The 19,342-nt window shown below is 56.8% G+C and carries 17 protein-coding genes and 1 pseudogene; 15 read left to right on the forward strand and 3 right to left on the reverse strand.

The window, feature by feature from the left end; translation table 11 throughout:
- Positions 1-46 precede the first annotated feature (46 nt).
- Positions 47-2,134 carry an endonuclease MutS2 gene (locus ACL02P_RS21040; RefSeq protein WP_260071541.1) on the forward strand — a complete coding sequence of 696 codons (2,088 nt, stop codon included), beginning with the start codon at positions 47-49 and terminating at the stop codon, positions 2,132-2,134.
- A gap of 370 nt (positions 2,135-2,504) precedes the next feature.
- On the opposite strand, the gene ACL02P_RS21045 is transcribed toward ACL02P_RS21040, so the two are convergent.
- Positions 2,505-2,996: a GAF domain-containing protein gene (locus tag ACL02P_RS21045; protein ID WP_009224076.1), complete on the reverse strand. Its 492-nt coding sequence runs from the start codon at positions 2,994-2,996 to the stop codon at positions 2,505-2,507.
- 222 nt (positions 2,997-3,218) lie between these two features.
- Between ACL02P_RS21045 and ACL02P_RS21050 the strand changes: the two genes are divergently transcribed.
- The gene (locus ACL02P_RS21050) at positions 3,219-3,419 is read left to right on the forward strand and encodes an aspartyl-phosphate phosphatase Spo0E family protein (protein ID WP_036644485.1); all 201 of its coding nucleotides are present in this window, start codon (positions 3,219-3,221) and stop codon (positions 3,417-3,419) included.
- On the opposite strand, the gene ACL02P_RS21055 is transcribed toward ACL02P_RS21050, so the two are convergent.
- Entirely contained in the window at positions 3,401-4,354 is a 954-nt protein-coding gene (locus tag ACL02P_RS21055) for an alpha/beta hydrolase (RefSeq protein ID WP_009224078.1), read from the reverse strand. The two genes, ACL02P_RS21050 and ACL02P_RS21055, sit on opposite strands and share 19 nt — an antisense overlap.
- Positions 4,355-4,512: 158 nt before the next feature.
- Between ACL02P_RS21055 and ACL02P_RS21060 the strand changes: the two genes are divergently transcribed.
- The 7 genes from ACL02P_RS21060 to ACL02P_RS21090 all read left to right on the forward strand — a co-directional run bounded on the left by ACL02P_RS21060 (position 4,513) and on the right by ACL02P_RS21090 (position 10,710).
- Entirely contained in the window at positions 4,513-5,118 is a 606-nt protein-coding gene (locus tag ACL02P_RS21060; RefSeq protein WP_009224079.1) for a GNAT family N-acetyltransferase, read from the forward strand.
- Positions 5,119-5,120: 2 nt separating this feature from the next.
- On the forward strand, positions 5,121-5,882 hold the full coding sequence (locus tag ACL02P_RS21065) for an energy-coupling factor transporter transmembrane component T family protein (protein ID WP_260071540.1): 762 nt from the start codon (positions 5,121-5,123) through the stop codon (positions 5,880-5,882).
- Positions 5,883-6,033: 151 nt separating this feature from the next.
- Positions 6,034-6,639: an ECF transporter S component gene (locus ACL02P_RS21070; RefSeq protein WP_009224081.1), complete on the forward strand. Its 606-nt coding sequence runs from the start codon at positions 6,034-6,036 to the stop codon at positions 6,637-6,639.
- 1 nt (position 6,640) lies between these two features.
- Positions 6,641-8,302, forward strand: coding sequence for an energy-coupling factor transporter ATPase (locus ACL02P_RS21075; RefSeq protein ID WP_339301319.1), 1,662 nt, complete (start codon positions 6,641-6,643; stop codon positions 8,300-8,302).
- A gap of 186 nt (positions 8,303-8,488) precedes the next feature.
- Entirely contained in the window at positions 8,489-10,012 is a 1,524-nt protein-coding gene (locus tag ACL02P_RS21080; protein ID WP_412838020.1) for an MDR family MFS transporter, read from the forward strand.
- Between the two features lie 157 nt (positions 10,013-10,169).
- Complete coding sequence (locus ACL02P_RS21085; protein ID WP_009224084.1) at positions 10,170-10,511, forward strand: hypothetical protein; 342 nt, start codon at positions 10,170-10,172, stop codon at positions 10,509-10,511.
- 25 nt (positions 10,512-10,536) lie between these two features.
- Positions 10,537-10,710, forward strand: a complete 174-nt coding sequence (locus ACL02P_RS21090; RefSeq protein WP_412838021.1) for a hypothetical protein — start codon at positions 10,537-10,539, stop codon at positions 10,708-10,710.
- Between the two features lie 168 nt (positions 10,711-10,878).
- On the opposite strand, the gene ACL02P_RS21095 is transcribed toward ACL02P_RS21090, so the two are convergent.
- On the reverse strand, positions 10,879-11,346 hold the full coding sequence (locus ACL02P_RS21095) for a MarR family winged helix-turn-helix transcriptional regulator (RefSeq protein ID WP_009224086.1): 468 nt from the start codon (positions 11,344-11,346) through the stop codon (positions 10,879-10,881).
- A gap of 266 nt (positions 11,347-11,612) precedes the next feature.
- Between ACL02P_RS21095 and ACL02P_RS21100 the strand changes: the two genes are divergently transcribed.
- The 6 genes and pseudogenes from ACL02P_RS21100 (at position 11,613) to iolC (ending at position 19,342) form a co-directional block, all read left to right on the forward strand.
- Positions 11,613-12,962, forward strand: coding sequence for an MFS transporter (locus tag ACL02P_RS21100; protein ID WP_412838022.1), 1,350 nt, complete (start codon positions 11,613-11,615; stop codon positions 12,960-12,962).
- A 99-nt stretch (positions 12,963-13,061) separates the two neighbouring features.
- A complete protein-coding gene (locus ACL02P_RS21105) occupies positions 13,062-13,781 on the forward strand; it encodes an ABC transporter ATP-binding protein (RefSeq protein ID WP_016313578.1) in 720 nt (239 codons plus the stop codon).
- A gap of 58 nt (positions 13,782-13,839) precedes the next feature.
- Positions 13,840-15,180 carry an ABC transporter permease gene (locus ACL02P_RS21110; RefSeq protein WP_412838023.1) on the forward strand — a complete coding sequence of 447 codons (1,341 nt, stop codon included), beginning with the start codon at positions 13,840-13,842 and terminating at the stop codon, positions 15,178-15,180.
- Positions 15,181-15,518: 338 nt separating this feature from the next.
- Positions 15,519-17,383 (forward strand): annotated as a pseudogene (iolD, locus tag ACL02P_RS21115) (3D-(3,5/4)-trihydroxycyclohexane-1,2-dione acylhydrolase (decyclizing)).
- Between the two features lie 28 nt (positions 17,384-17,411).
- Positions 17,412-18,329: a myo-inosose-2 dehydratase gene (iolE, locus tag ACL02P_RS21120; protein WP_412838024.1), complete on the forward strand. Its 918-nt coding sequence runs from the start codon at positions 17,412-17,414 to the stop codon at positions 18,327-18,329.
- Complete coding sequence (gene iolC / locus ACL02P_RS21125) at positions 18,326-19,342, forward strand: 5-dehydro-2-deoxygluconokinase (RefSeq protein ID WP_009224091.1); 1,017 nt, start codon at positions 18,326-18,328, stop codon at positions 19,340-19,342. Before iolE ends, iolC begins: the two co-directional genes overlap by 4 nt.

Raw genomic sequence — 19,342 nt, forward strand, 5'->3', positions numbered from 1 at the left:
TATTCCGGAAAGAAGGAAGATCAACCATTTTGAAGGAGGATTTCCCTTGGAGAGATTTTCGCTAAGTACATTGGAATATGAAAGCATCAAACGGGAATTGCTGGGATACGCGGTATCTTATGCCGGACGGAAACGCATCGAAGAGCTCGCACCGATGGTGGAGAAGCGGGCCATCGAACGGGCGATTGCGGAAACGGCGGAGGCGGTCGCCCTGTACAGGAAGGGAGCCAGTGTCCCGCTGCCTTCGCTGGAAGGGATCGAGCAGGTCGTCTCATTGCTGGGCACAGGGTATCTGTTCACGGAGCAGGATTTGACGGCAGTGCAGATGTTCCTGCACAGCTGCGGGCAACTCAAGAAATATATGGCTGCCAAAGGCGAGCTGGCCTGGCGAATCGGCATTTATGCGACCGATTTGCAGGATTTGCCTGCACTGCAGCAGGAGATTCTCCGTTGTATTCGGCACGGAGTGATTATGGATGACGCCAGCCGGGAGCTGGAGAAGATACGTAAAAAAATCAGCATCGTCAAAGAGCGGATCCAGAAGCGGATTCAGGCTGTTATGGCTCGTCACGCCTCGATTTTGCAGGAGAACATCGTAAGCGTACGCGGCGGCAGATACGTGATCCCGGTGAAAAAAGACTACTACAAGCAAGTTAATGGGCGTATGCTGGACCAATCGACCAGCGGGCAGACCGCGTTCATCGAGCCCCAGGAGGTGGCAGCCTTGCAAAGCGAGCTGGAGCTGCTTCAAGGCGAAGAGGCCCGGGAGGAAGCGAAAATCCTCGGATACCTCGCCGGATTGGTCGAACGGGAAGCGGCTGACCTGATTCGGAATATCGAGATTACAGGGTTGTATGACTTTATTTTCGCTAAGGCAAAATACGCTGCGGCAATCGGCGGGACCGAGGTGCAGCTCAGCGAGACCGGAGAGACGGTGATTCGCGGCGCCAAGCATCCGAAGCTGCTGCAGACGATGGTGCCGCTGGATATGGCGATCGGTACGGATTACCGGACGCTGATCATCACCGGTCCCAATACCGGCGGGAAAACGGTCGTCCTGAAGACGTTTGGTCTGCTGACATTGATGGTGCAATCGGGTCTGCTGGTGCCGGTCTCGCCGGATAGCCGGTTTGCGGTGTACCAGGGCATCCGCGCTGTCATCGGGGACGGCCAGAACCTGGAGCAGTCACTCAGCACGTTCTCCGCTCAGATCGGCGCGCTGGTACAAATCCTGAAAGAGTCGGGCCCCGCTACCCTGGTGCTGATCGATGAGCTGGCGGCGGGCACCGATCCAGGCGAAGGGATCGCCTTGTCGATTGCGATCCTGGAGGAGTTCGCCCGGAAAGGGTCGACGGTAATGGTCACGACCCATTTCAACGAACTCAAGACCTTCGCTTCCCGGGCGGAGGGATTTGAGAACGCGCGGATGGAATTCGACGCCGAGACGCTGCGTCCGCTGTACCGCCTGACCATCGGGCAGTCCGGCCGCAGTTATGCGATCGAAATCGCCCGCAAGCTGGGGATGTCCGGCGGGATCATCGAACGCTCGCAGCATATCGTCAGCCGCCAGCAATCCACCGATGGCTCTGGCAGCGGCGGTCTGCGTTGGGATGAGATCGTACCCGCGAAGCCATCAGCGGCTGCGCGGGATGCACGGGATAAGGCAGCTTCTGTGCCCGGGAGTTCGCGAGCAGCGGGGGAGCCGGGGAAAGGTTCGGGAGCTAAGGGACAGCTGAAGCCCCAGCGAGCAGCAGGCTTGAACGGCGGAGGAACGGAGACCGTAACGGGGGCCGGGAAACCCGCTGACGCTGAGGCGGCAACCGGAGAAGCAGCCCTTCCGCCGTCCCGCAAGTTTGAGGTGGGCGACGCCGTTCTCGTCACTTCCATCGGGAAGATTGGTATCGTCGTGGAACCGCCGGATTTGCGAGGAATGGCGTTAGTTCAGGTGCAGAAGCAGAAAATCAAGGTGAACCATAAGCGATTAAAGCCTTATCTTAAGAGCGAGTCTCTGTATCCGGAGGATTACGATTTGGATATCGTGTTCGACTCGAAGGAAAACCGGAAAAAGCGCAAGCTGATGAGCAAACGGCACGTGGAAGGCTTGATGATTATCAAGAAACCGGGGGAGGATTAACTTTGCGCGGTAGTTAGCCAGGCGTCAGGCATAATGAAAGAGCGCGAGTTTAGAGGTCCGTTTCGTTCGGTCCTTAGGCTCGCGCTTTAGTTTTGTTCGCTAGGGGGGAGATAGCTGCAAAAGTACAGTTTTTTCTGTCAAAAGTACGATTTGGAGCTAAAAAACTGCAAAAGTGCAGGCTTTTTCTGCCCATTTCCGGAAATCCGGCGTTTCGAGCGAAAAAAACTGCACTTTTGCATCAATTTCGTGATTTTCTCCCATTTTGACTAAAATAACTGCACTTTTGCAGGAATCGCAGCGGCTACAGTGAGAGTGAGTTGGGGTAAGGATCCCAGTCTGAGTAACAGTCGCAGTTGAAGTGTAATCCCCGTTAAGCGGGAACCGGCAGCTGCTGGGCCAGCGTCGCCACAAATTGTTCGAGGAACGCTTGGTCTTCCGCGTCAAAGCGTCCTTTCCGCGGACTATCGATGTCCAGGACGCCGATCAGCCGGTCTTCCTTAACGATCGGTACGACGATCTCGCTGTTGGATGCCGCATCACAGGCAATGTGGCCTGGAAAAGCATGGACATCCTCCACCCGCAGCGTTTCGCGGCGTTCTGCGCTGGTGCCGCAGACCCCTTTGCCAAGCGGGATCCGGATGCAGGCCGGCAGGCCTTGAAACGGTCCGAGCACCAGCTCGTTGCCGTCGTATAAGTAAAAGCCGACCCAGTTGATATCCTCCAGGTAATGGTTCAACAGCGCAGCCGCATTGGCTAGATTGGCTACCTGGTTAGTCTCCCCGCTGATGAGCGCTTGAAGCTGCGACAAGACGGCTTGCTGCCGCTCTTCGCGGGTACCGCTATATTCATTGGCATGAAACATGCATGATTCCCTCCTTAAAAACTGCGGGCGAGATAAGGTTGCCGGCAGCGATACAACTATTATAAAGAAGTTTTTTGTCGAGGGATAGCATCCCTAAGAGCGAAGAACCGTTTATATCTTACAAAGTCCGACACTCAGTGCTATTTTTTATCAAATTTGCAAAATATGTTTTTTGGCATCATGCGGTAAAATAGGGACAAGATTAATGAAAAGGTGATTTTTATGGTACCTCAATCTCTCCGAGGCACAAGCCGTACCAATAATAAAATCAGCAACGACTTGAAGGCGACCATCGAGCACCTGCGCACGGAATTGATGAATGCCGCTACTCAAGATAACTTCAGCAGCGGCGCCATTCTGGAAATAAGCCAGCGCCTGGACCAGTATATCGTGATGGCCCAAAGTCAAATGCTCGGCAAGTAAGCGGCCTCTGGCATTTCCGCGCCAAGAACCTTCTCGATGAAGCCATGTACCACTTCGGCATACCGCTTCGGGTTGATGCCGTAGGCATTGGCATGGACCGCGCCTTCCACGAGCAGCAGTTCTTTAGGTTCAGGCTTCACTTGGTACATTTCCCGGCTCATATAAGTCGGAACGTAGTTGTCCTCCGTACCGTGGATGAATAACACCGGCAGCTTGCTGTTCTCAACGGCTTTAATTGGGCTGACCTGGTGCAGCCGGAAGCCGGCTTTGCGATGCAGCAGCTTATCGACCAGCGGCAAGAGCGGTTTGGCCGGAAGCTTGTTCAGCTTGGTGATCTGATGTCGAATGAGCTCCGTCAAGTCCGAGTAAGGGCAGTCCGCGATCACAAATTTCACGTTCGGATGGGCGATGGCAAGATACTCCAGCACCGTTCCACCCCCCAAAGATTGGCCATGCAGGCCGATCACACTATTCTCCCCGTAATTCTCCAAAATCCAGTTTACCCAGGCTTGGACATCGTATTTTTCCTGATATCCATAGGTCGTGTAGTTTCCTTCACTGCCGCCATGTCGACGTTGATCGACCAGCAGAATGTTAAACCCTGCCTTCCGGAACACGTCAATGTATTGCGTGGAGGCGAGCAAGGAAACCGTATAGCCGTGTACGATGATCATCCAGCGTTGGCTTCCAGGAAACAGTTCCAAAACATACCCGTTGAGCTTCAGCCCATCTCGGGATCGGACTTGAACCTGTCGTTTGGGCAGCCGTTCGAATTGGTCGCGGGTAAATACCCCGGTTCGTTCCAAATACTCGTAAATGCTCTCGTTCGTCTGCAGCCGCATCTGGGTGATTTGGCGCACCGCAAACCGCGGCAAGCCGCTTACGAATGCCAATACAATCAGCATGAAGAACAAAATAACGATCGTAAATACCATGTCGCTGGGTTCCTCCTTGCGAGCCTATCCGTGAAGCTCTCTTACGTTTTTATAGTATCACCGAAAAGTTGGAAGGAAAATCGCCATACGGAAAATTTACCCCGTCCCTTTGACGAGCCCATTCCGATATGATTAGCTAGTAAAGGATGTAGCGATTAATGACCACAGGTGGAAAGGGGGAGAAGGCGGGCGTGTACAAATGCGGCGGAGACATTCCTGTGCTGGAAAGCGAACGGCTAAGGCTGCGGCGGATGGAGCGAAGCGATGCCGAGGTGATGTTTCGGTATTGGAGCGATCCGGAAGTCATTAAGTATATGAATCTTCCGCCGTTTGCCTCGGTGGAGGATACTTGGGCAATGATTAACCTGCTGAATGGTTTATCTGAGAGCGAGGATACGCTACGTTTTGGCATTGAGCTGAAGGATGAACAGAAGCTGATTGGCAGCTGCGGCTTTAATGTTTGGGAGCTGGCCGGGGCTTATCGCGGGGAAATCGGCTATGACCTAGGCCGGGAATATTGGGGGCACGGGTATATGTCGGAGGCGCTGCGAATGCTGCTTGCGTACGGCTACGAGACGATGGGACTGAACCGGATAGAAGCGCTGGTAGATCCACGCAACAACGCTTCCCGCAAGTTGCTGAAAGCGTTTGGGTTCATGGAAGAAGGGCTGTTGCGGGAGTATCAGAAGACGGAGAACGGTTTTGTTGATTTGTTGATGTATTCTTTGTTGAAGAAAGAGTATTACTCGGGAGGAATAACCTAACGATGATGAAGTCTGAAAAAAAATATGGCGGCGGAATGCTGCACCACTTGGACCCACTCAGTAAGCTGGTCGCATTAGCTTGTATCGCTGCGCTTGCCATGCATTGGGACGAGCTGCAGCGGCAGGTGATCTTGCTGCTGGTATTGGTGGCGGGGGCCAAGCTGGGGGCCGGGATTGGCTGGGCCCGGTTATTGCGGCGCATCGCCTGGATCTTAGGCTTTGGTCTGCCGTTATTTGTGGTTACCGCGCTGGCGGTGCAGCTTCGGGAGGGAAGTGCCGGGGGCGGGGGATTCCTGCCGATTTCGGCCACTGCGCTTGAGGACGCTGCCGCCGTGACTTTGCGGCTGGTGAATTTGTTTTTGTCCTCGCTGGCTTATATCGAGTCCACGAATCCCAAGGATTTTGTTGTGATGATGTCGACCCGTTTGAAGCTGCCTTACCGGTTTGTGTTTGGCGTTTCGCTGGCGATGACGTTCTTGCCGTTGCTTGCGGAGGAAGGAAGACAGGCGGCAGCCGCCCGTAAACTTCGGTTGGGTCGCAAACCGCGGGGGGTTGCAGAACGGCTTGCGCAGTGGCGGGGGCAGTTGGTCACCGTGTTCACCGGAGCGATTCGGCGTGTGGAACAAACCGCAGGAGCGATGGACGTGAAGGGCTTTGGTGCGTACCGGGAGCGCACATTTTTGCGGGATGTGCCGCTGAAGGCGGTTGGCGTATGGACGATGCTGGCAAGCTTGGTGTTGACTGCGGGCCTGTGGATGCTGTAACGGATTTTGACTTGTTGGATGTTCACTTTTTACAAGCATGCGGGCCCTAGAGATAAGGCAGTTCAGGTTAAATTTGAAAAAAAGGACTTGACGCGGACAAATTGTTAACCTAAATTATCACTTGTGGTTAACAATTCAAATGGATGAGAGGATGGTTCAAGTGAAAGAAGGAAGTTCCGACAAAGTGCTTCAGCGCTTTACGACGCTTGATATTGTACTTATGGCGATGCTGGCAGCGGCTAACGCGGTCATGACGGTGTTTCTGTCACCGGTGAATCAAGCGCTGAATGGGCTGGGGGGACCGATCCTCACCTCAACGATCACCGGTTTGTATATGATTTACGGATTGCTGGCGTATTATATTATCCGCAAACCGGGGACGGCCCTGATCACCTATGGTATCGGTGCGGTTGTCCAAGCGTTTATGGGAACGGCGTATGGCATTTTGTCCTGCTTTGTGGCTGCGGCTTGTTATTTGGTGATTGTGGAGGCGGCTTTTGCCCTCGTACGTTATAAAAACTGGAGCTTGCCGATGCTGCTGATTACCGGCGGGGCGATGGTGCCGTTGTGGTTCTTTTTTGCGGCCCAGATGTACGGTTATACGAAGTGGGGCATGGATGTTCTGCTGATCGCCCTCGTCGTTCGGGTATTAAGCGGCATGATCCTGTGCGGGCTGTTGGTCAAACTGCTGGGCGATGCGTTGGCTAGCAGCGGGCTGCTTCGCCGCTTCGCGGTCGGCCGCCGGGCGGAGGCGTAAAATGCCGGAACCGGCATTGGAGCTGCAGGACGTCAGCTATGCGTTTGAGCCCGGCGGAGTCCCGGCGCTGCGCGACGTGACGCTCACCGTGGAACGCGGGGAGTGGATGGCGGTCGTCGGCGCGAGCGGCAGCGGCAAATCGGCCCTGGCGCAGCTGATCAGCGGTTATCTTCCCCGCGCCGGGGGAGGGAGCCGCTCGGGCCGAGTGCGCGTGCACGGCGTCGATCCCGCGGAAGCGGAGATCGGCGAGGTCGCCCGGCGCGTCGGGGTCGTGTTCCAGGACCCCGACGCGCAGCTCGTGCAGGGCCGGGTCGAAGACGAAGTCGCCTTCGGCCCGGAGAACCTGCGCGTGCCCGCCGCCGAGCTGGAACGGCGGGTCTCGGACGCGCTGGCGGCGGTGGCGTTGACGCCTCGCCGCCTGACGCCCGTGCACGCGCTGTCCGGCGGCGGCCGACAGCGCACGGCGATCGCGGCGGTGCTGGCGCTGGAGCCGCCGCTGCTCGTGCTCGACGAGGCGGCGGCCAGCCTCGACGCCGCCTCGCGCCGGCGGCTGCTGGCGCTGCTGCGCCGCCTGCACGGCGAAGGCCGGACCATCGTGACGATGTCCGGCCGGATGGACGAGCTCGCGCTGGCTGCGCCGCGGCTCGTCGTGTTGGACGCCGGAACCGTCGCGTTGGACGGTCCGGCGGAGCGCATCCGCCGCAGCGCGAGCGCGCGGCTGGAAGCGCTGGGCCTGCTGCCGGCCGGCACATCGGCGGCGGCAGCAGGCCCAGGCCCAAGCGGCGGCGGCCCGGAGGGGCACGCCGCCCTTGCTAAGGCGACGGCAGCGGAGCTCGCCTCAGCGCCGGCCCCAGCCCCGGCGCGTGTCTCGGCCGTCTCGGCTGAGCTCGCTCAAGCTCCAGCCGAGCACACGCCCGCCGCCGAGCGTCCCGCAGCGCCCGCCCCGGCTCCCGCGGCCGCTGCGCCGGTGTTCCGCACCCCCCTGCTCGAAGCGCGCGGGCTCAGCTACGCCTTCGCCCGCGGGGCCGAGCCGGTGCTGCGGGATGTTAGCCTCACGCTGTACCCTGGCGAATGGCGGCTGCTGTGCGGGGACAACGGCTCCGGCAAAACCACATTGTCCCGCCTGCTGATGGGCCTTCTGCGCCCGCCCAAAGGGACGGTGTTCTGGCAGGGCAAGGATACCGCTCGCCGGACGCTGTACGATCTGGCGTCCGAGATCGGCTACGTGTTCCAGCAGCCGGAGCAGCAATTCGTTGCTTCGACGGTGCTGGACGAGCTGCTGTACAGCCCGCGCGCTGAGCTTGGGCTGCGGCCGCGGGATCCTGTGCCGGAGGAATGGCGGCAGCGCGCGGAACGGATGCTGGAGGCGATCGGCTTAAGCGGTAAAACCGGCGATTCCCCGTATTGGTTAAGCGGCGGGGAGAAGCGGCTCCTGAGCGCAGCCTCTGTCATGATCTGCCCGAAGCGGCTGTATATTCTCGATGAGCCCACGGCGGGCATCGATTACAGCGGTGTCCGCTTGTTAACGGCTTTGTGCCGTGAGGCGCTGGACCAAGGTGCCGCGCTGATCATGATCACCCATGAGCCGGAGTTGTTTGAAGGCCAACGGGTCAAGCGTTGGCGGATCGCGGAAGGGCAGCTTCAGGACGAAGAGCGGGATTAAAGCTGGACAGGAAACGGTACGATAACGATGAAGCAGACGATCCAATAGACGATACGTAAACATGCGGACGACAAACCAGGAAAGGGCCTGTGTTTGTTGTCCGCTTTCTTTTTTCAGAGGGTTGAATTATAATGAGTGTTTATGGAATCCTTGCCCGGAAAGTAAAGAAAGGAAGTTTTATTCATCATGAAACCAATGCAATTGAAACGGAATTATATTTTAACGGGCTTGCTGCTGTCCACGTTTTTAGCGGCGATCGAAGGGACTGTCATCGGTCCGGCAGGCCCGCGGATCGTTGGCGATCTGGGCGGCGCCCGGCTGCTGAGCTGGGTGTTTACCGCCTATTTGCTGACCATGTCCGTCACTACGCCGATTTTTGGGAAAATCAGCGATTTGTACGGCCGCAAACCGGTGTTTGTGATCAGTTCCCTGCTGTTCTTGGCGGGTTCGGTCCTGTCCGGCACGGCGCACAGCATGGGACAGCTGATCGGGTTCCGCGCCTTGCAGGGGATCGGAGCCGGCGGCCTGCTGCCGGTGACGTTTACGATTATCGGCGACATTTATTCCATCGAGGAACGCTCCAAGATTCAGGGCTGGATCAGCTCGGTTTGGGGCATTTCTTCTTTGATCGGGCCGCTGCTGGGCGGATATGTCGTGGATTCATTGAATTGGCGTTGGGCATTCTATTTTAATGTACCGTTTGGCCTGCTGTCGCTCTATTTCATCATCGTCTATCTGCATGAACAGATTGAAAATCGGAAGGTGAAGGTGGACTATTTGGGAGCGGTCACCTTTACGATTGGCGTTTCCGCTTTGCTGATTGGGCTGGCGACGGGCGGACAACAGTTTGATTGGGTTTCGCCTTGGCTGATCGGGATTTTTGCTGTGGCGGCCTGCTTCCTGGTGCTGTTCTTCGTCGTTGAGCAACGGGCCGAGGAACCGCTGGTGCCGCTGAAGCTGTTCCGTATCCGGGATATCGCCTTCTCCAATATCACCAGTCTGTTGGCAAGCGCCCTGCTCATCGGGTTAACCTCGTATCTGCCGCTCTGGGTTCAAGGAGTGCAGGGGCAAAATGCGACGACCTCCGGTCTCGTACTCGCCCCCATGTCCATCGGTTGGATGCTTGGCTCGGTGTTGGGCGGCCGTTGGATCATTACCCGCGGCTCCCGTAACACTTCGCTGATCGGAATGGTGATCATCGCCCTCGGTGCGTTAGGATTGGCTACGATCCAAGGCGGAACACCGATCTGGCCGCTGTTGATTTATAACGCGCTGTACGGGATCGGGTTTGGTTTTTCGTTTACCGTATTTACGATCATCTCCCAATCCTCCGTTGGTTATAACCTGCGCGGCGCCTCTACGGCGCTAAATTCCTTCGTCAAATCGATTGGGCAGACGATTGGGGTCACCGCCTTTGGTACCTTGATTAATCTGCAGATTGTCGCCCGGACGAAGAACGGCACGGCGTCAGGGATTCCAATCTCCCAGGATGATATCGACCAACTGCTGTCACCAGAGAAAGTCCACTTGCTTGCCCCTGATCTGTGGAGCGAGCTAAAGGAAGTGCTGGCGCAAAGCTTGGATACGCTGTTTATCGTCATGGCTGTGCTTGGGATCGTGGGCATCTTATTCGCTTTCGGGCTGCGCAACCAAGCACCGGAGCAAGAGGAGGACGTTGAGGCGGGGGAACCCTCCATCGATAGAGCTTAAATCATGTTGTTGCTGCGGGCGGTCTCTGCGAAATGGGGACGGCCCGTTTGGCTTTCCAGCGACCTTTGAGTGGACCGCGGTTTGCCGTATCTTTTACATGAAACGGTATAAAAAAGCCTGCCTCTCCGCACCTTAATAGGAAAGGGGAGGTGTAACTATGAACAAGGTCATGAATGTGGACCAACACACGCTCGTCAACGCTTGGCAGAAGCAGCTGCCGGAATACTTGAACCCGGGAGACTCCGTACAGGTGCAAGCTGATGGGGCGGACCCCCAGGGGCTGCGGATTCATATCAATGCGGCGGGACATCAGCTTTATTCCTTCGATTTTCAATGCTCTTATATGGACCCGCGCGAGGTTCGTGTCGAGCTGGTAGATGTGGAGCGGGATGGGCAGGCCATTGCGGAGAACAGCCAGGAAATTCAGGAGTTAACCGGAGACTATGTCCGTCATATTCATGAATGCGCGCAAGCTTTGGCGCCGCTGACGAACCCTTAACAACGAGAAAGCGAGGACCTATGCGATGGCACGAAGCAAATCGGGAATCGATAAAAATTTGACGAATGTCGTAGAGGATCTGGACCGGACCCCGGTCAACGCCCATCATGCCCAACAGATGCAACAAAAGGTGAATGACCGACGGCACACCAATATGGAAAACCGTGATCACAACAAGGATATGGACCCGACCCATTAAGGGTTGGAGCTACCATAAAAAATCACCTTATCGGGCGGCCCATAGCTCCTAAAGATAAGGTGATTTCATCCCTCTATTTGTATGTAAGGAAATTCTCACGGATTTCCCGAAGTAGGCTGTGTCCAGGTTCATCATGCCGATGAGCCATGGATACAGCCTATTTGGATCTTACTTCCGCAGCAACGGGGCAAGCTTCTCAGCTTCACGGCCCATTTTCTTCAGCAATTCAATCATGACCTTCTTCTCCTCATCGGTCAGCCCGCTCAGCGCGTGGTCAATCCGCTCCGCATACTCCGGATACAGCCGGTCCATCAGCTCTTTGCCTTTAGGTGTCAGATTGGCATAAATTACACGACGGTCGCGCGGGCAAGGCGTTCGGTGCAGCAATCCGGCCGCTTCCAGCTTATCGATCACATACGTCACGTTCCCGCTTTGCAGCAGCAGCTTCGCGCCGATTTGTTGAATCGGCTGAGAGCCTTTGTAATACAGGACCTCCAGAACGGCAAAGGCCGTAGGATTAAATCCTTGGATTTTGCTCCCCATGACCGCATGCTCGTTGACGCTCTTAAATGATTTGGCAAAAACCCGGTACAAATGCAGTGACAAATCCGTTCCGCGTTGTTCGGTGGTCATCATGTGTATCCCGCCCTTATTTTATATTTGTGAATCTTTGAACTTGATCGAGTACTTGTAATCTTAAACCACCTGAGATTTAAAAAAAATATAATTTATCACAATTTGCGTCTTTTTTGTATGGAAATAAATGTAATCCCCTCTGCCTTAGGACCGCAAAAATTTCATTCTGCGGCGCAGGGACGGAATCGGCCCCGAGACGGATGGAATCCCCCTTCCGTTTCATTAAGATAACTTCATAAATCAAAGCGGAGTAGGGGATGTCGAAGATGAGAAGATTGGGGAAAGGTTTGGCCAGCCGGGAAACTTCCGGCCTCTTGCGAAATCGTGCTTATTTAGCGCTGTTATCGGCGCAGTTGGTATCCAACATCGGCGACTGGTTGTATTTGCTCGCCTTGCTGACGATGGTTGGCTTGAAATGGCAGGCCACGCCTTGGGAAATTACAATGGTCTCGCTTTGTATGGTGTTGCCGGTATTGTTGGGCGGACCGTTGGCGGGCATGCTTGCGGATCGATTTGAACGCAGAAAGTTGATGGTCTTCTCCGACCTTGTGCGGTTTGGGGTGCTGCTCGGCTTCGTGTTCGTAATGGAGATCTGGCAGGTGTACGTCCTGTTGATCTTCAAGGGAATCTTGGACGTCATCTTCTCCCCGGCGAAGAACGGGAAAATTAAAGAGATTGTGCCGCATGAGCAGTTGGAACAGGCCGTTTCCTACAGTGCGATCATTGAACAGGGCACCAAAATTATCGGTCCGGCTCTGGGCGGGATGCTGACGGCGGTATTTAGCGTAACCGTATGTTTTGTGGTGGATGCGGGAACCTTTCTCGTTTCGGCGCTCTTGCTAACCAAGGTGCCGGGCAAGTTGCGGAGCGTTGCAGCATTGTCGAAACCGGTGGAAGGGGAAGCCGGGGAATCAGCGGCATCCGGGAAACAGAAGCGGGGGTTTTGGGCAGAAATGGCGGCCGGCATCAAAATCATCGGCGGCATTCCGTTGCTTGCCGTTGCCACGTTGACTTTGTGCGCGTGTTTGCTTGTTCTGCAAATCGCTGATTCGCAAGCTGTGGTCTTGTTCCGGGAGATCCCCGGGGTGCCCGACGATTTGCTGGGGTGGTGCATCACGTTTAGCGGGGTAGGGACCTTAACTGCAGCGTGGCTCACGAGGCACCTCAAGCTTACGCCGCTGTATAAAATGGGGATCGGCGGTGCCATGCTGGGGTTGGTGTTCGCGGCAGCGGGCTTTATCGCAAGCCAGGTCACGTTTACCGAAGGAGTGATGGCGTTAATGCTGGCACTGTTCGCCTTCGCCGGGTTAGGTGCGGGGATGACGTTTATCCCGTTTCAGGTTACGTTGCAGCAGCGGACCCCGGAAGCGGTGACCGGACGCGTATTCGGTACGGTATCGAGCTTGACTTCGACCGCAACGCTGATTGGACCGCTGTTTGGCGGCTCACTGGTGACCGCCTTTGGGCCGGAGCCCGCCTTCATTCTATCGGGCAGCCTCATGGCCGTTATGGGCTTCCTGCTCTTGTCGATTGCTCCCGCCATTATGAAGCGGGATCGTGCCGCAGCTGTGCCAGCGGTTTCGGGTGCGGAGGCTGTAGAGGCTGTGAAGGCGTAACGGAAGTAGCTTGATTTTCCTGGTTTCCGGTGCGACATGTACAAAAAGCCATCATGCCTTATAATGAAAGAAATGACTGGAGATTCGAGGAGATTCTTATTGGAACAAACACAAGCATGGTTGGAAGTGAATATTCATGAGGCGGGGTATGAGTCAGGAAAGGCCGCCATCAAGCAAATTTCGCTTGAAGTGAAGCCCGGTGTTCTTACCGGGCTTATTGGGCCTAACGGAGCGGGGAAGAGCACCACGCTGAAGGCGATCCTTGGCTTGCTGCCGTTTGCAGACGCAGAGGTGACCTTTCATGGCGGGGCGAACCATTATGCTTATATTCCGGAGCAGCCGGTATTTTACGATACGCTGACGTTATGGGAGCATTTGGGGTTGGCTGCTGCCGTATATGGAATGGACGAGTCCACGTTTGAGCGGGAAGCTGCGGCGTTGCTGGAGAAATTCCGCATGACTGACGCGCGCGACTTGTTGCCGGGAGGCTTCTCCAAAGGCATGCGGCAGAAAATGATGCTGATGATCGGGTTTCTTGGCCGTCCGGACGTATATATTGTGGACGAGCCGTTTATTGGGTTGGATCCGCGGGCAACCAAAGATTTTCTTGGCTTGCTGGAAGAAGAGCGCCGCCGCGGTGCCGGCGTGTTGATGTCCACGCACGTGTTGGATACGGCGGAACGGATTTGTGATGATTTTATTCTTGTTGCCGACGGACAGGTCAAAGCGGGCGGCTCGCTGGACGATATCCGTGCGGCTGCGGGGATGCCGGGGGCTTCCTTGTTTGATTGCTTCGATGCTTTAACTGTCAATGATTGATGAGAGCGGTGTCAATAAAAAAGATGGAGCCCGGAAAACAGAGAGAGGGGGGCGCGGGTTGAGCAGCAAAACATCGATGACAACAATGACGCCTGCGGCATCCGCAGCATCAATGGTATCCATGACGGTGAGGCGCTTGTTCCTTCGGCGCTGGCGTGACCGGTTGCGGGAGAAGCTGGGCGTCTTGAAGTTTACGTTTGATTTGACGATCCTGTTATATCTTGGCATTCCCGGGTTGCTGTTAGGCGGTCGAGCGTATTACGGATTATGGCGGGAGGAGCTGCCGGCTTGGCTGGCCGGGCTGCCATACCCGATGATTCCGGTCCTGCTGCTGCTAGTTCTGTATAGCAGCGGCGGGATATCCTTCTATATCGAAGCGGCAGATGTTCTATTCTTGCGTCAGCGGCCCCAATGGATCAAGAGGTTAATGCTTAGCGGACTGGCCGCATCAGCCGTGGTTCAAGCCGTGGTGCTGGCCCTTGCCATCGCTGTGCTAAGTCCACTGCTGGTTCGCGTTTATGGGATGAGTTGGGCAATGATTGGCGGCGTCTATGTCGTCGCGTGGGCCGCAAAAATCGTGCAGATGCTCATCCAGCAGTTACTTGGCGTATTAACCGCAGGCTGGCGCCTGCTGGTGCTGCGTTCGCTGGCCTATTCGGCTCTGGCGGCGGGCTTCGGGGCTTGGGCCGCTTGGGCCGCAACGTCGGCGGAAGCCGGGCGGCCAGCCGGGCTGGCGACCGGGATCGCCCTGCCGGTGCTGGCGCTGCTTGCCGGCGCGCTCGGCTGGTTCCGCTTCCGCCTGCGGGGCCGCTTTGATGCCGAGGTTCGCGAGGAGGAGCGGCAGCGTACGAGGCTGACTGCACTGCTCCTCGCTCCGGCGGTTGAGCGGCCCAAACCTCCGCGGCCCGGAGGCTCCAAGCCTTGGTTATTCCGCCGCCTGCGCCGACTAACGCGCTCACGCCAGCCGGAGGCTCGCATCGCCGAGGCGCTGGTCAAGGCGTTCTTTCGCGGCAGCGAGTGGAAGCTGTACGCCCAAATGACGTTGGCTGGATTAGCTGCCATCGTCTTGCCGCCATATCCTGCAGTGAATCTGATTGTGTATGTGGCATTGCTTGTGCTATTGGTCTACTGGCTGAATGGCCACCGAAAATCCTTCTTTGAGCGCGAGCTGATGTCGATTCTCCCGCTGGAGGAGTCGCTGGAATACCGCAGCGGGGCGCCGGCCATGCAGCTGCTGTTGCTGCCTGCGGTCATCGTTTGGACAGCGGCGCTGGGCGCCAAGTTGTATTCTCCGGCGTTGGGCTTGCTGGCAGGAGCAATCCTTGGCGTGCTGCTCGCCCGATGGCTTGGCAGTTTTTCGCGTGGAATGGGCTTATCCTCCAGACGATGGAAATCGTAGGCGAGGGAGGCCTTCTATGAAATCATAATATATAACGTAAAGCGCTTTACTAGATTATCATGAAAACAACCCGGGATCGTAAATATGATACCGGGTTGTTTTATTTTTTTGTTTGTCCATGCTCGTCCCAATAACCACCGCTTCGACTTGATATCTCAGACATTCCCGATATATCGCAACCTTTGTCGAGATCGACCCAAGCCTAAAAAAAATGATTGCGCTTACTTTAAATTTATAGTAAAAAGTTAATTAAGCGCTTCACTAAAATTCATTGTATCATTCCGTTAGAAATGAAAGCGTTGTATTTTAAAGCGATTAATGAAAAGTGGGAGGGCAAAATGCGGACGATCCGGCTTACAATGGCACAAGCGTTGTTAAGGTTTCTGGACAATCAATACGTATCCGTCGACGGTGTCGAGACGAAGTTCGTGGCTGGGGTCATGGGCGTCTTTGGCCATGGCAATGTAACGGGCATCGGCGAGGCGCTGGAACGAAGCCCAGGCAAGCTAGTATACGTGCAAGGCAAGAACGAGCAAGGCATGGCCCATGCGGCGATCGCGTTTGCGAAGCAATCGCGGCGCCGGCGCATCTACGCGTGCACGACCTCGATAGGTCCTGGCGCGCTGAACATGGTGACCGCAGCAGGGACGGCAACGGTCAATCGTATCCCGCTGCTGCTATTGCCCGGCGACAACTTCGCCTCACGGCAGCCTGATCCGGTGCTGCAGCAACTGGAAGCCGGCCACGACTACACGATCGCGGCGACGGATTGCTTCAAGCCGGTAAGCAAGTATTGGGATCGCATCGTTCGTCCGGAGCAGTTGATGACCGCAGCGCTGAACGCGATGCGCGTGCTGACGGACCCGGCAGAGACGGGGGCGGTGACGCTTGCGCTTCCGCAGGATGTTCAGGCAGAGGCTTATGATTACCCGGAGGCGTTTTTTGACAAGCGGGTGCATGTCATTGAGCGGCATCGTCCGTCTGAGGAGGCGCTCCGTCGGGCGGCGGAAGCCATCTCAGCCAAGCGCCGTCCGATCATCGTTGCAGGCGGCGGCGTGCGTTATTCCGGGGCGGAGGCTGAGCTGGCGGCATTCGCCGAGCGCTTTGGCATTCCGGTGGCGGAGACGCAGGCGGGCAAAGGCGTCCTGCCTTGGAACCATCCGCTTAACGTCGGCGGTATTGGAGTCACCGGCGGCCTCGCGGCGAATCGGCTCGCCCATCAGGCCGATCTCGTCATCGGCGTCGGTACGCGGTATTCCGACTTTACGACCGCATCCAAGTCGGCGTACCGGGAAGACGCACTGTTTGTGAATGTGAACGTCAGCCGGCTGGACGGCGTCAAGCTGGACGGGATCCCGCTTGCGGGAGATGCGAAGGCAACGCTGCCGGCGCTTGCGGAAATTTTGGCGGCGGCGGGGTATGCGTCAGCTTACGGCGAAACGGAGATCGAAGCGCTCAAGGCCGAGTGGGATCGGGAGGTCGACCGGTTATATGGGCTGGAACGCGAAGACGGGCTTGCGCAGACACGTGCGCTTGGGGTGATCAACGAAGTGATCGGCGACGACGCGATTATCGTATGCGCATCGGGCAGTCTGCCTGGTGACCTGCAGCGGTTGTGGCGGACGTCCCGGCCGGATACCTACCATATGGAATACGGCTTCTCCTGTATGGGTTATGAAGTGAACGGCGCCTTTGGGGTGTCGCTGGCAGCACCGCAGCAGGAGGTTTACGCCCTGGTAGGGGACGGCGGCTATTTAAAATGCTTCATTCCGAGCTGATCACCAGCCTGCAGGAAGGCCGGAAAATGACGGTGCTGCTGTTTAATAACCACGGCTTCCAATGCATTCATAACCTGCAGCGCGAGCACGGAAGCGATGGCTTCGGCAATGAATTCCGTTATCGGGAGGCTGGCACAGGCCGCTATACGGGCGATGTGCTTCCGATTGACTTCGCTGCACACGCCCGCAGTCTTGGCGCGGCTTCGTACAAAGCTTCGAACGCGGAGGAACTGCGCGAGGCGCTTCGCCTGGCCCAGGCAGAGACGCGGACGACGCTGATCGAGATCGCGGTGCTGCCTGGCACCAATACGGAGGGCTATGAGTCCTGGTGGAACGTAGGCGTCCCTGCGGTCTCAACCGGCGAACGGGTTATGAAGGCCCACGAAGCCATGAACGAGCGGATTCGGCAGGCAAGAGCTTATTAATCGAAACCGGCAACGGGGAGGGATGAGGATGGGTGGTTTTTCTTTTCGCTTAGGGGCGCATCCCATTAATTGGGTGGGGGAAGACGTCAAGGAGCATGGAGCGGACACCACGTATGAACAAATCCTGGATGATATCCAAGCGCTGGGTCTGACGGGAACGGAGATGGGGAGAAAATATCCAACCGAGATCGGCTTGCTGAAGCAGGAGTTGTCCAAACGCGGCATCCAGCTGGTCTCGCAATGGAAGTCGGTGCTCTTCTCCGACCCGGCTTATCGGGAGCAGGAACTGGAGGCATACCGGAAGCATGTAAAGTTTCTGAAAGAGATGGGGGCTGAGGTGATAAGCACGTGTGAAGTTGGCGGTTCACTGCACTTTGATCCGCGACGAACGCCAAACGAGCGGAACGTTATTTCTTTGGACGATGCGGGATGGAGCAGCTTGGCTGAAGGTCTTAACGCTGCCGGCCGCATCGCCCGCGAGTACGGGCTGAAGCTGACCTACCACCACCATGGCGGCACGGTCATCGAAGGGCCCGATGAGATCGACAAGCTGATGGAGCTGACCGATCCGGAATCGGTGTGGCTGCTGTTTGATACCGGGCACGCGCTGTACGGCGGGGCGGACCCGCTGACAGTGCTCCGCAAGCATTACGACCGCATCGCCTACGTTCATCTGAAGGACGTGCGCGACGACAGGCTGCGTAAGCTAAAAGAAGCCGGCTCCGACTTCATCACCTGCATTCGTGAAGGCGTATTCACGGTTCCGGGCGACGGCTGCATCGATTTTGGGCCGATCATCGCTGAGCTGATCAGCCGCGGTTACAGCGGTTGGGCCATGCTTGAGGGCGAGCAGGATCCGGCGGAGCATCCGCCGCGGGAATATGCAGCGAAGGCGCTTGCCTATCTGCACTCGCTGATTCCGGCTGAAGGAGGGGACCCTTCATGACAACGTTGGTTTCGCTGTTCCCGGAGAACCGGAGGTTTGACCTCACGGCGCTTGGACGGCTATGTATTGACCTTAACGCGAACGAAATTAACCGCCCGATGGAGCAGACGGTGACGTTCACCAAGTATGTTGGGGGTTCGCCCGCGAATATTGCCATCGGCATGAGCCGGCTCGGCCGGCGCGTCGCCTTCATCGGTAAATTGGCCGACGATCAGATGGGCCGATTTATTCGAACGTACCTGCGCGATAACGGCATCGACGACAGCGGCGTCTCGACGGACCACACCGGCGCGGTCACCGGGCTTGCGTTCACGGAAATCAAGAGCCCTACGGATTGCAGCATCCTGATGTATCGGGATAATGTGGCCGATCTGAAGCTTGGCCCGCTGGAGGTGAATGAATCGCTGATTGCGGAGAGCAGAGCGCTCTTGATCTCGGGTACAGCACTGGCCGCAAGTCCGTCTCGGGAGGCGGTATTCGTCGCCCTGGAGTATGCCCGGGCTCACGGGACTCCGGTCGCTTTTGATATCGACTATCGGCCTTATACCTGGAAATCGCCGGAGGAAACGGCGGTGTACTGCCACCTTGTAGCGGAGAAAAGCGACATCATCCTCGGGACGCGCGAGGAATTCGACAGCATGGAGCGATTCGAGCAGAATTCCGACCGCAGTGACCGGTACACCGCTGCCAAGTGGTTCGATCGCGGTGCGAAGCTCGTCGTCATCAAGCATGGCAAGGAGGGGTCCATCGCCTATACGGAGGATGGCCTGGAGCATCGCGCTCCGTCGTATCCAGCAAAGGTCATCAAGACGTTTGGGGCCGGCGATGCCTATGCTTCCGGCTTCCTTCACGGACTAATGTCCGGGTGGGATGTCGCCCGGAGCATGGCTTTTGGCGGGGCGGCAGCAAGTATTGTGATTTCGAGTCACAGCTGTTCGGACGCGATGCCCACTGCCAAAGCGGTGGAGGACTATATTCAGCGCTGCGAGCGCGGGGAGATTACAGCCGGTTAA

Source organism: Paenibacillus sp. MB22_1 (assembly GCF_047200555.1).
GTDB classification, from domain to species: domain Bacteria; phylum Bacillota; class Bacilli; order Paenibacillales; family Paenibacillaceae; genus Fontibacillus; species Fontibacillus phoenicis.

What these genes read in the sequence shown, in the direction of transcription:
- ACL02P_RS21100 (WP_412838022.1), top strand. Translation starts at nt 11,613, where the DNA reads ATGAGAAGATTGGGGAAAGGTTTGGCCAGCCGGGAAACTTCCGGCCTC.
- ACL02P_RS21090 (WP_412838021.1), top strand. Translation starts at nt 10,537, where the DNA reads ATGGCACGAAGCAAATCGGGAATCGATAAAAATTTGACGAATGTCGTA.
- ACL02P_RS21080 (WP_412838020.1), top strand. Translation starts at nt 8,489, where the DNA reads ATGAAACCAATGCAATTGAAACGGAATTATATTTTAACGGGCTTGCTG.
- ACL02P_RS21070 (WP_009224081.1), top strand. Translation starts at nt 6,034, where the DNA reads ATGGTTCAAGTGAAAGAAGGAAGTTCCGACAAAGTGCTTCAGCGCTTT.
- ACL02P_RS21065 (WP_260071540.1), top strand. Translation starts at nt 5,121, where the DNA reads ATGATGAAGTCTGAAAAAAAATATGGCGGCGGAATGCTGCACCACTTG.
- ACL02P_RS21050 (WP_036644485.1), top strand. Translation starts at nt 3,219, where the DNA reads ATGGTACCTCAATCTCTCCGAGGCACAAGCCGTACCAATAATAAAATC.
- ACL02P_RS21060 (WP_009224079.1), top strand. Translation starts at nt 4,513, where the DNA reads ATGACCACAGGTGGAAAGGGGGAGAAGGCGGGCGTGTACAAATGCGGC.
- iolC (WP_009224091.1), top strand. Translation starts at nt 18,326, where the DNA reads ATGACAACGTTGGTTTCGCTGTTCCCGGAGAACCGGAGGTTTGACCTC.
- ACL02P_RS21095 (WP_009224086.1), bottom strand. Translation starts at nt 11,346, where the DNA reads ATGATGACCACCGAACAACGCGGAACGGATTTGTCACTGCATTTGTAC.
- ACL02P_RS21075 (WP_339301319.1), top strand. Translation starts at nt 6,641, where the DNA reads ATGCCGGAACCGGCATTGGAGCTGCAGGACGTCAGCTATGCGTTTGAG.
- ACL02P_RS21085 (WP_009224084.1), top strand. Translation starts at nt 10,170, where the DNA reads ATGAACAAGGTCATGAATGTGGACCAACACACGCTCGTCAACGCTTGG.
- ACL02P_RS21045 (WP_009224076.1), bottom strand. Translation starts at nt 2,996, where the DNA reads ATGTTTCATGCCAATGAATATAGCGGTACCCGCGAAGAGCGGCAGCAA.
- ACL02P_RS21055 (WP_009224078.1), bottom strand. Translation starts at nt 4,354, where the DNA reads ATGGTATTTACGATCGTTATTTTGTTCTTCATGCTGATTGTATTGGCA.
- iolE (WP_412838024.1), top strand. Translation starts at nt 17,412, where the DNA reads ATGGGTGGTTTTTCTTTTCGCTTAGGGGCGCATCCCATTAATTGGGTG.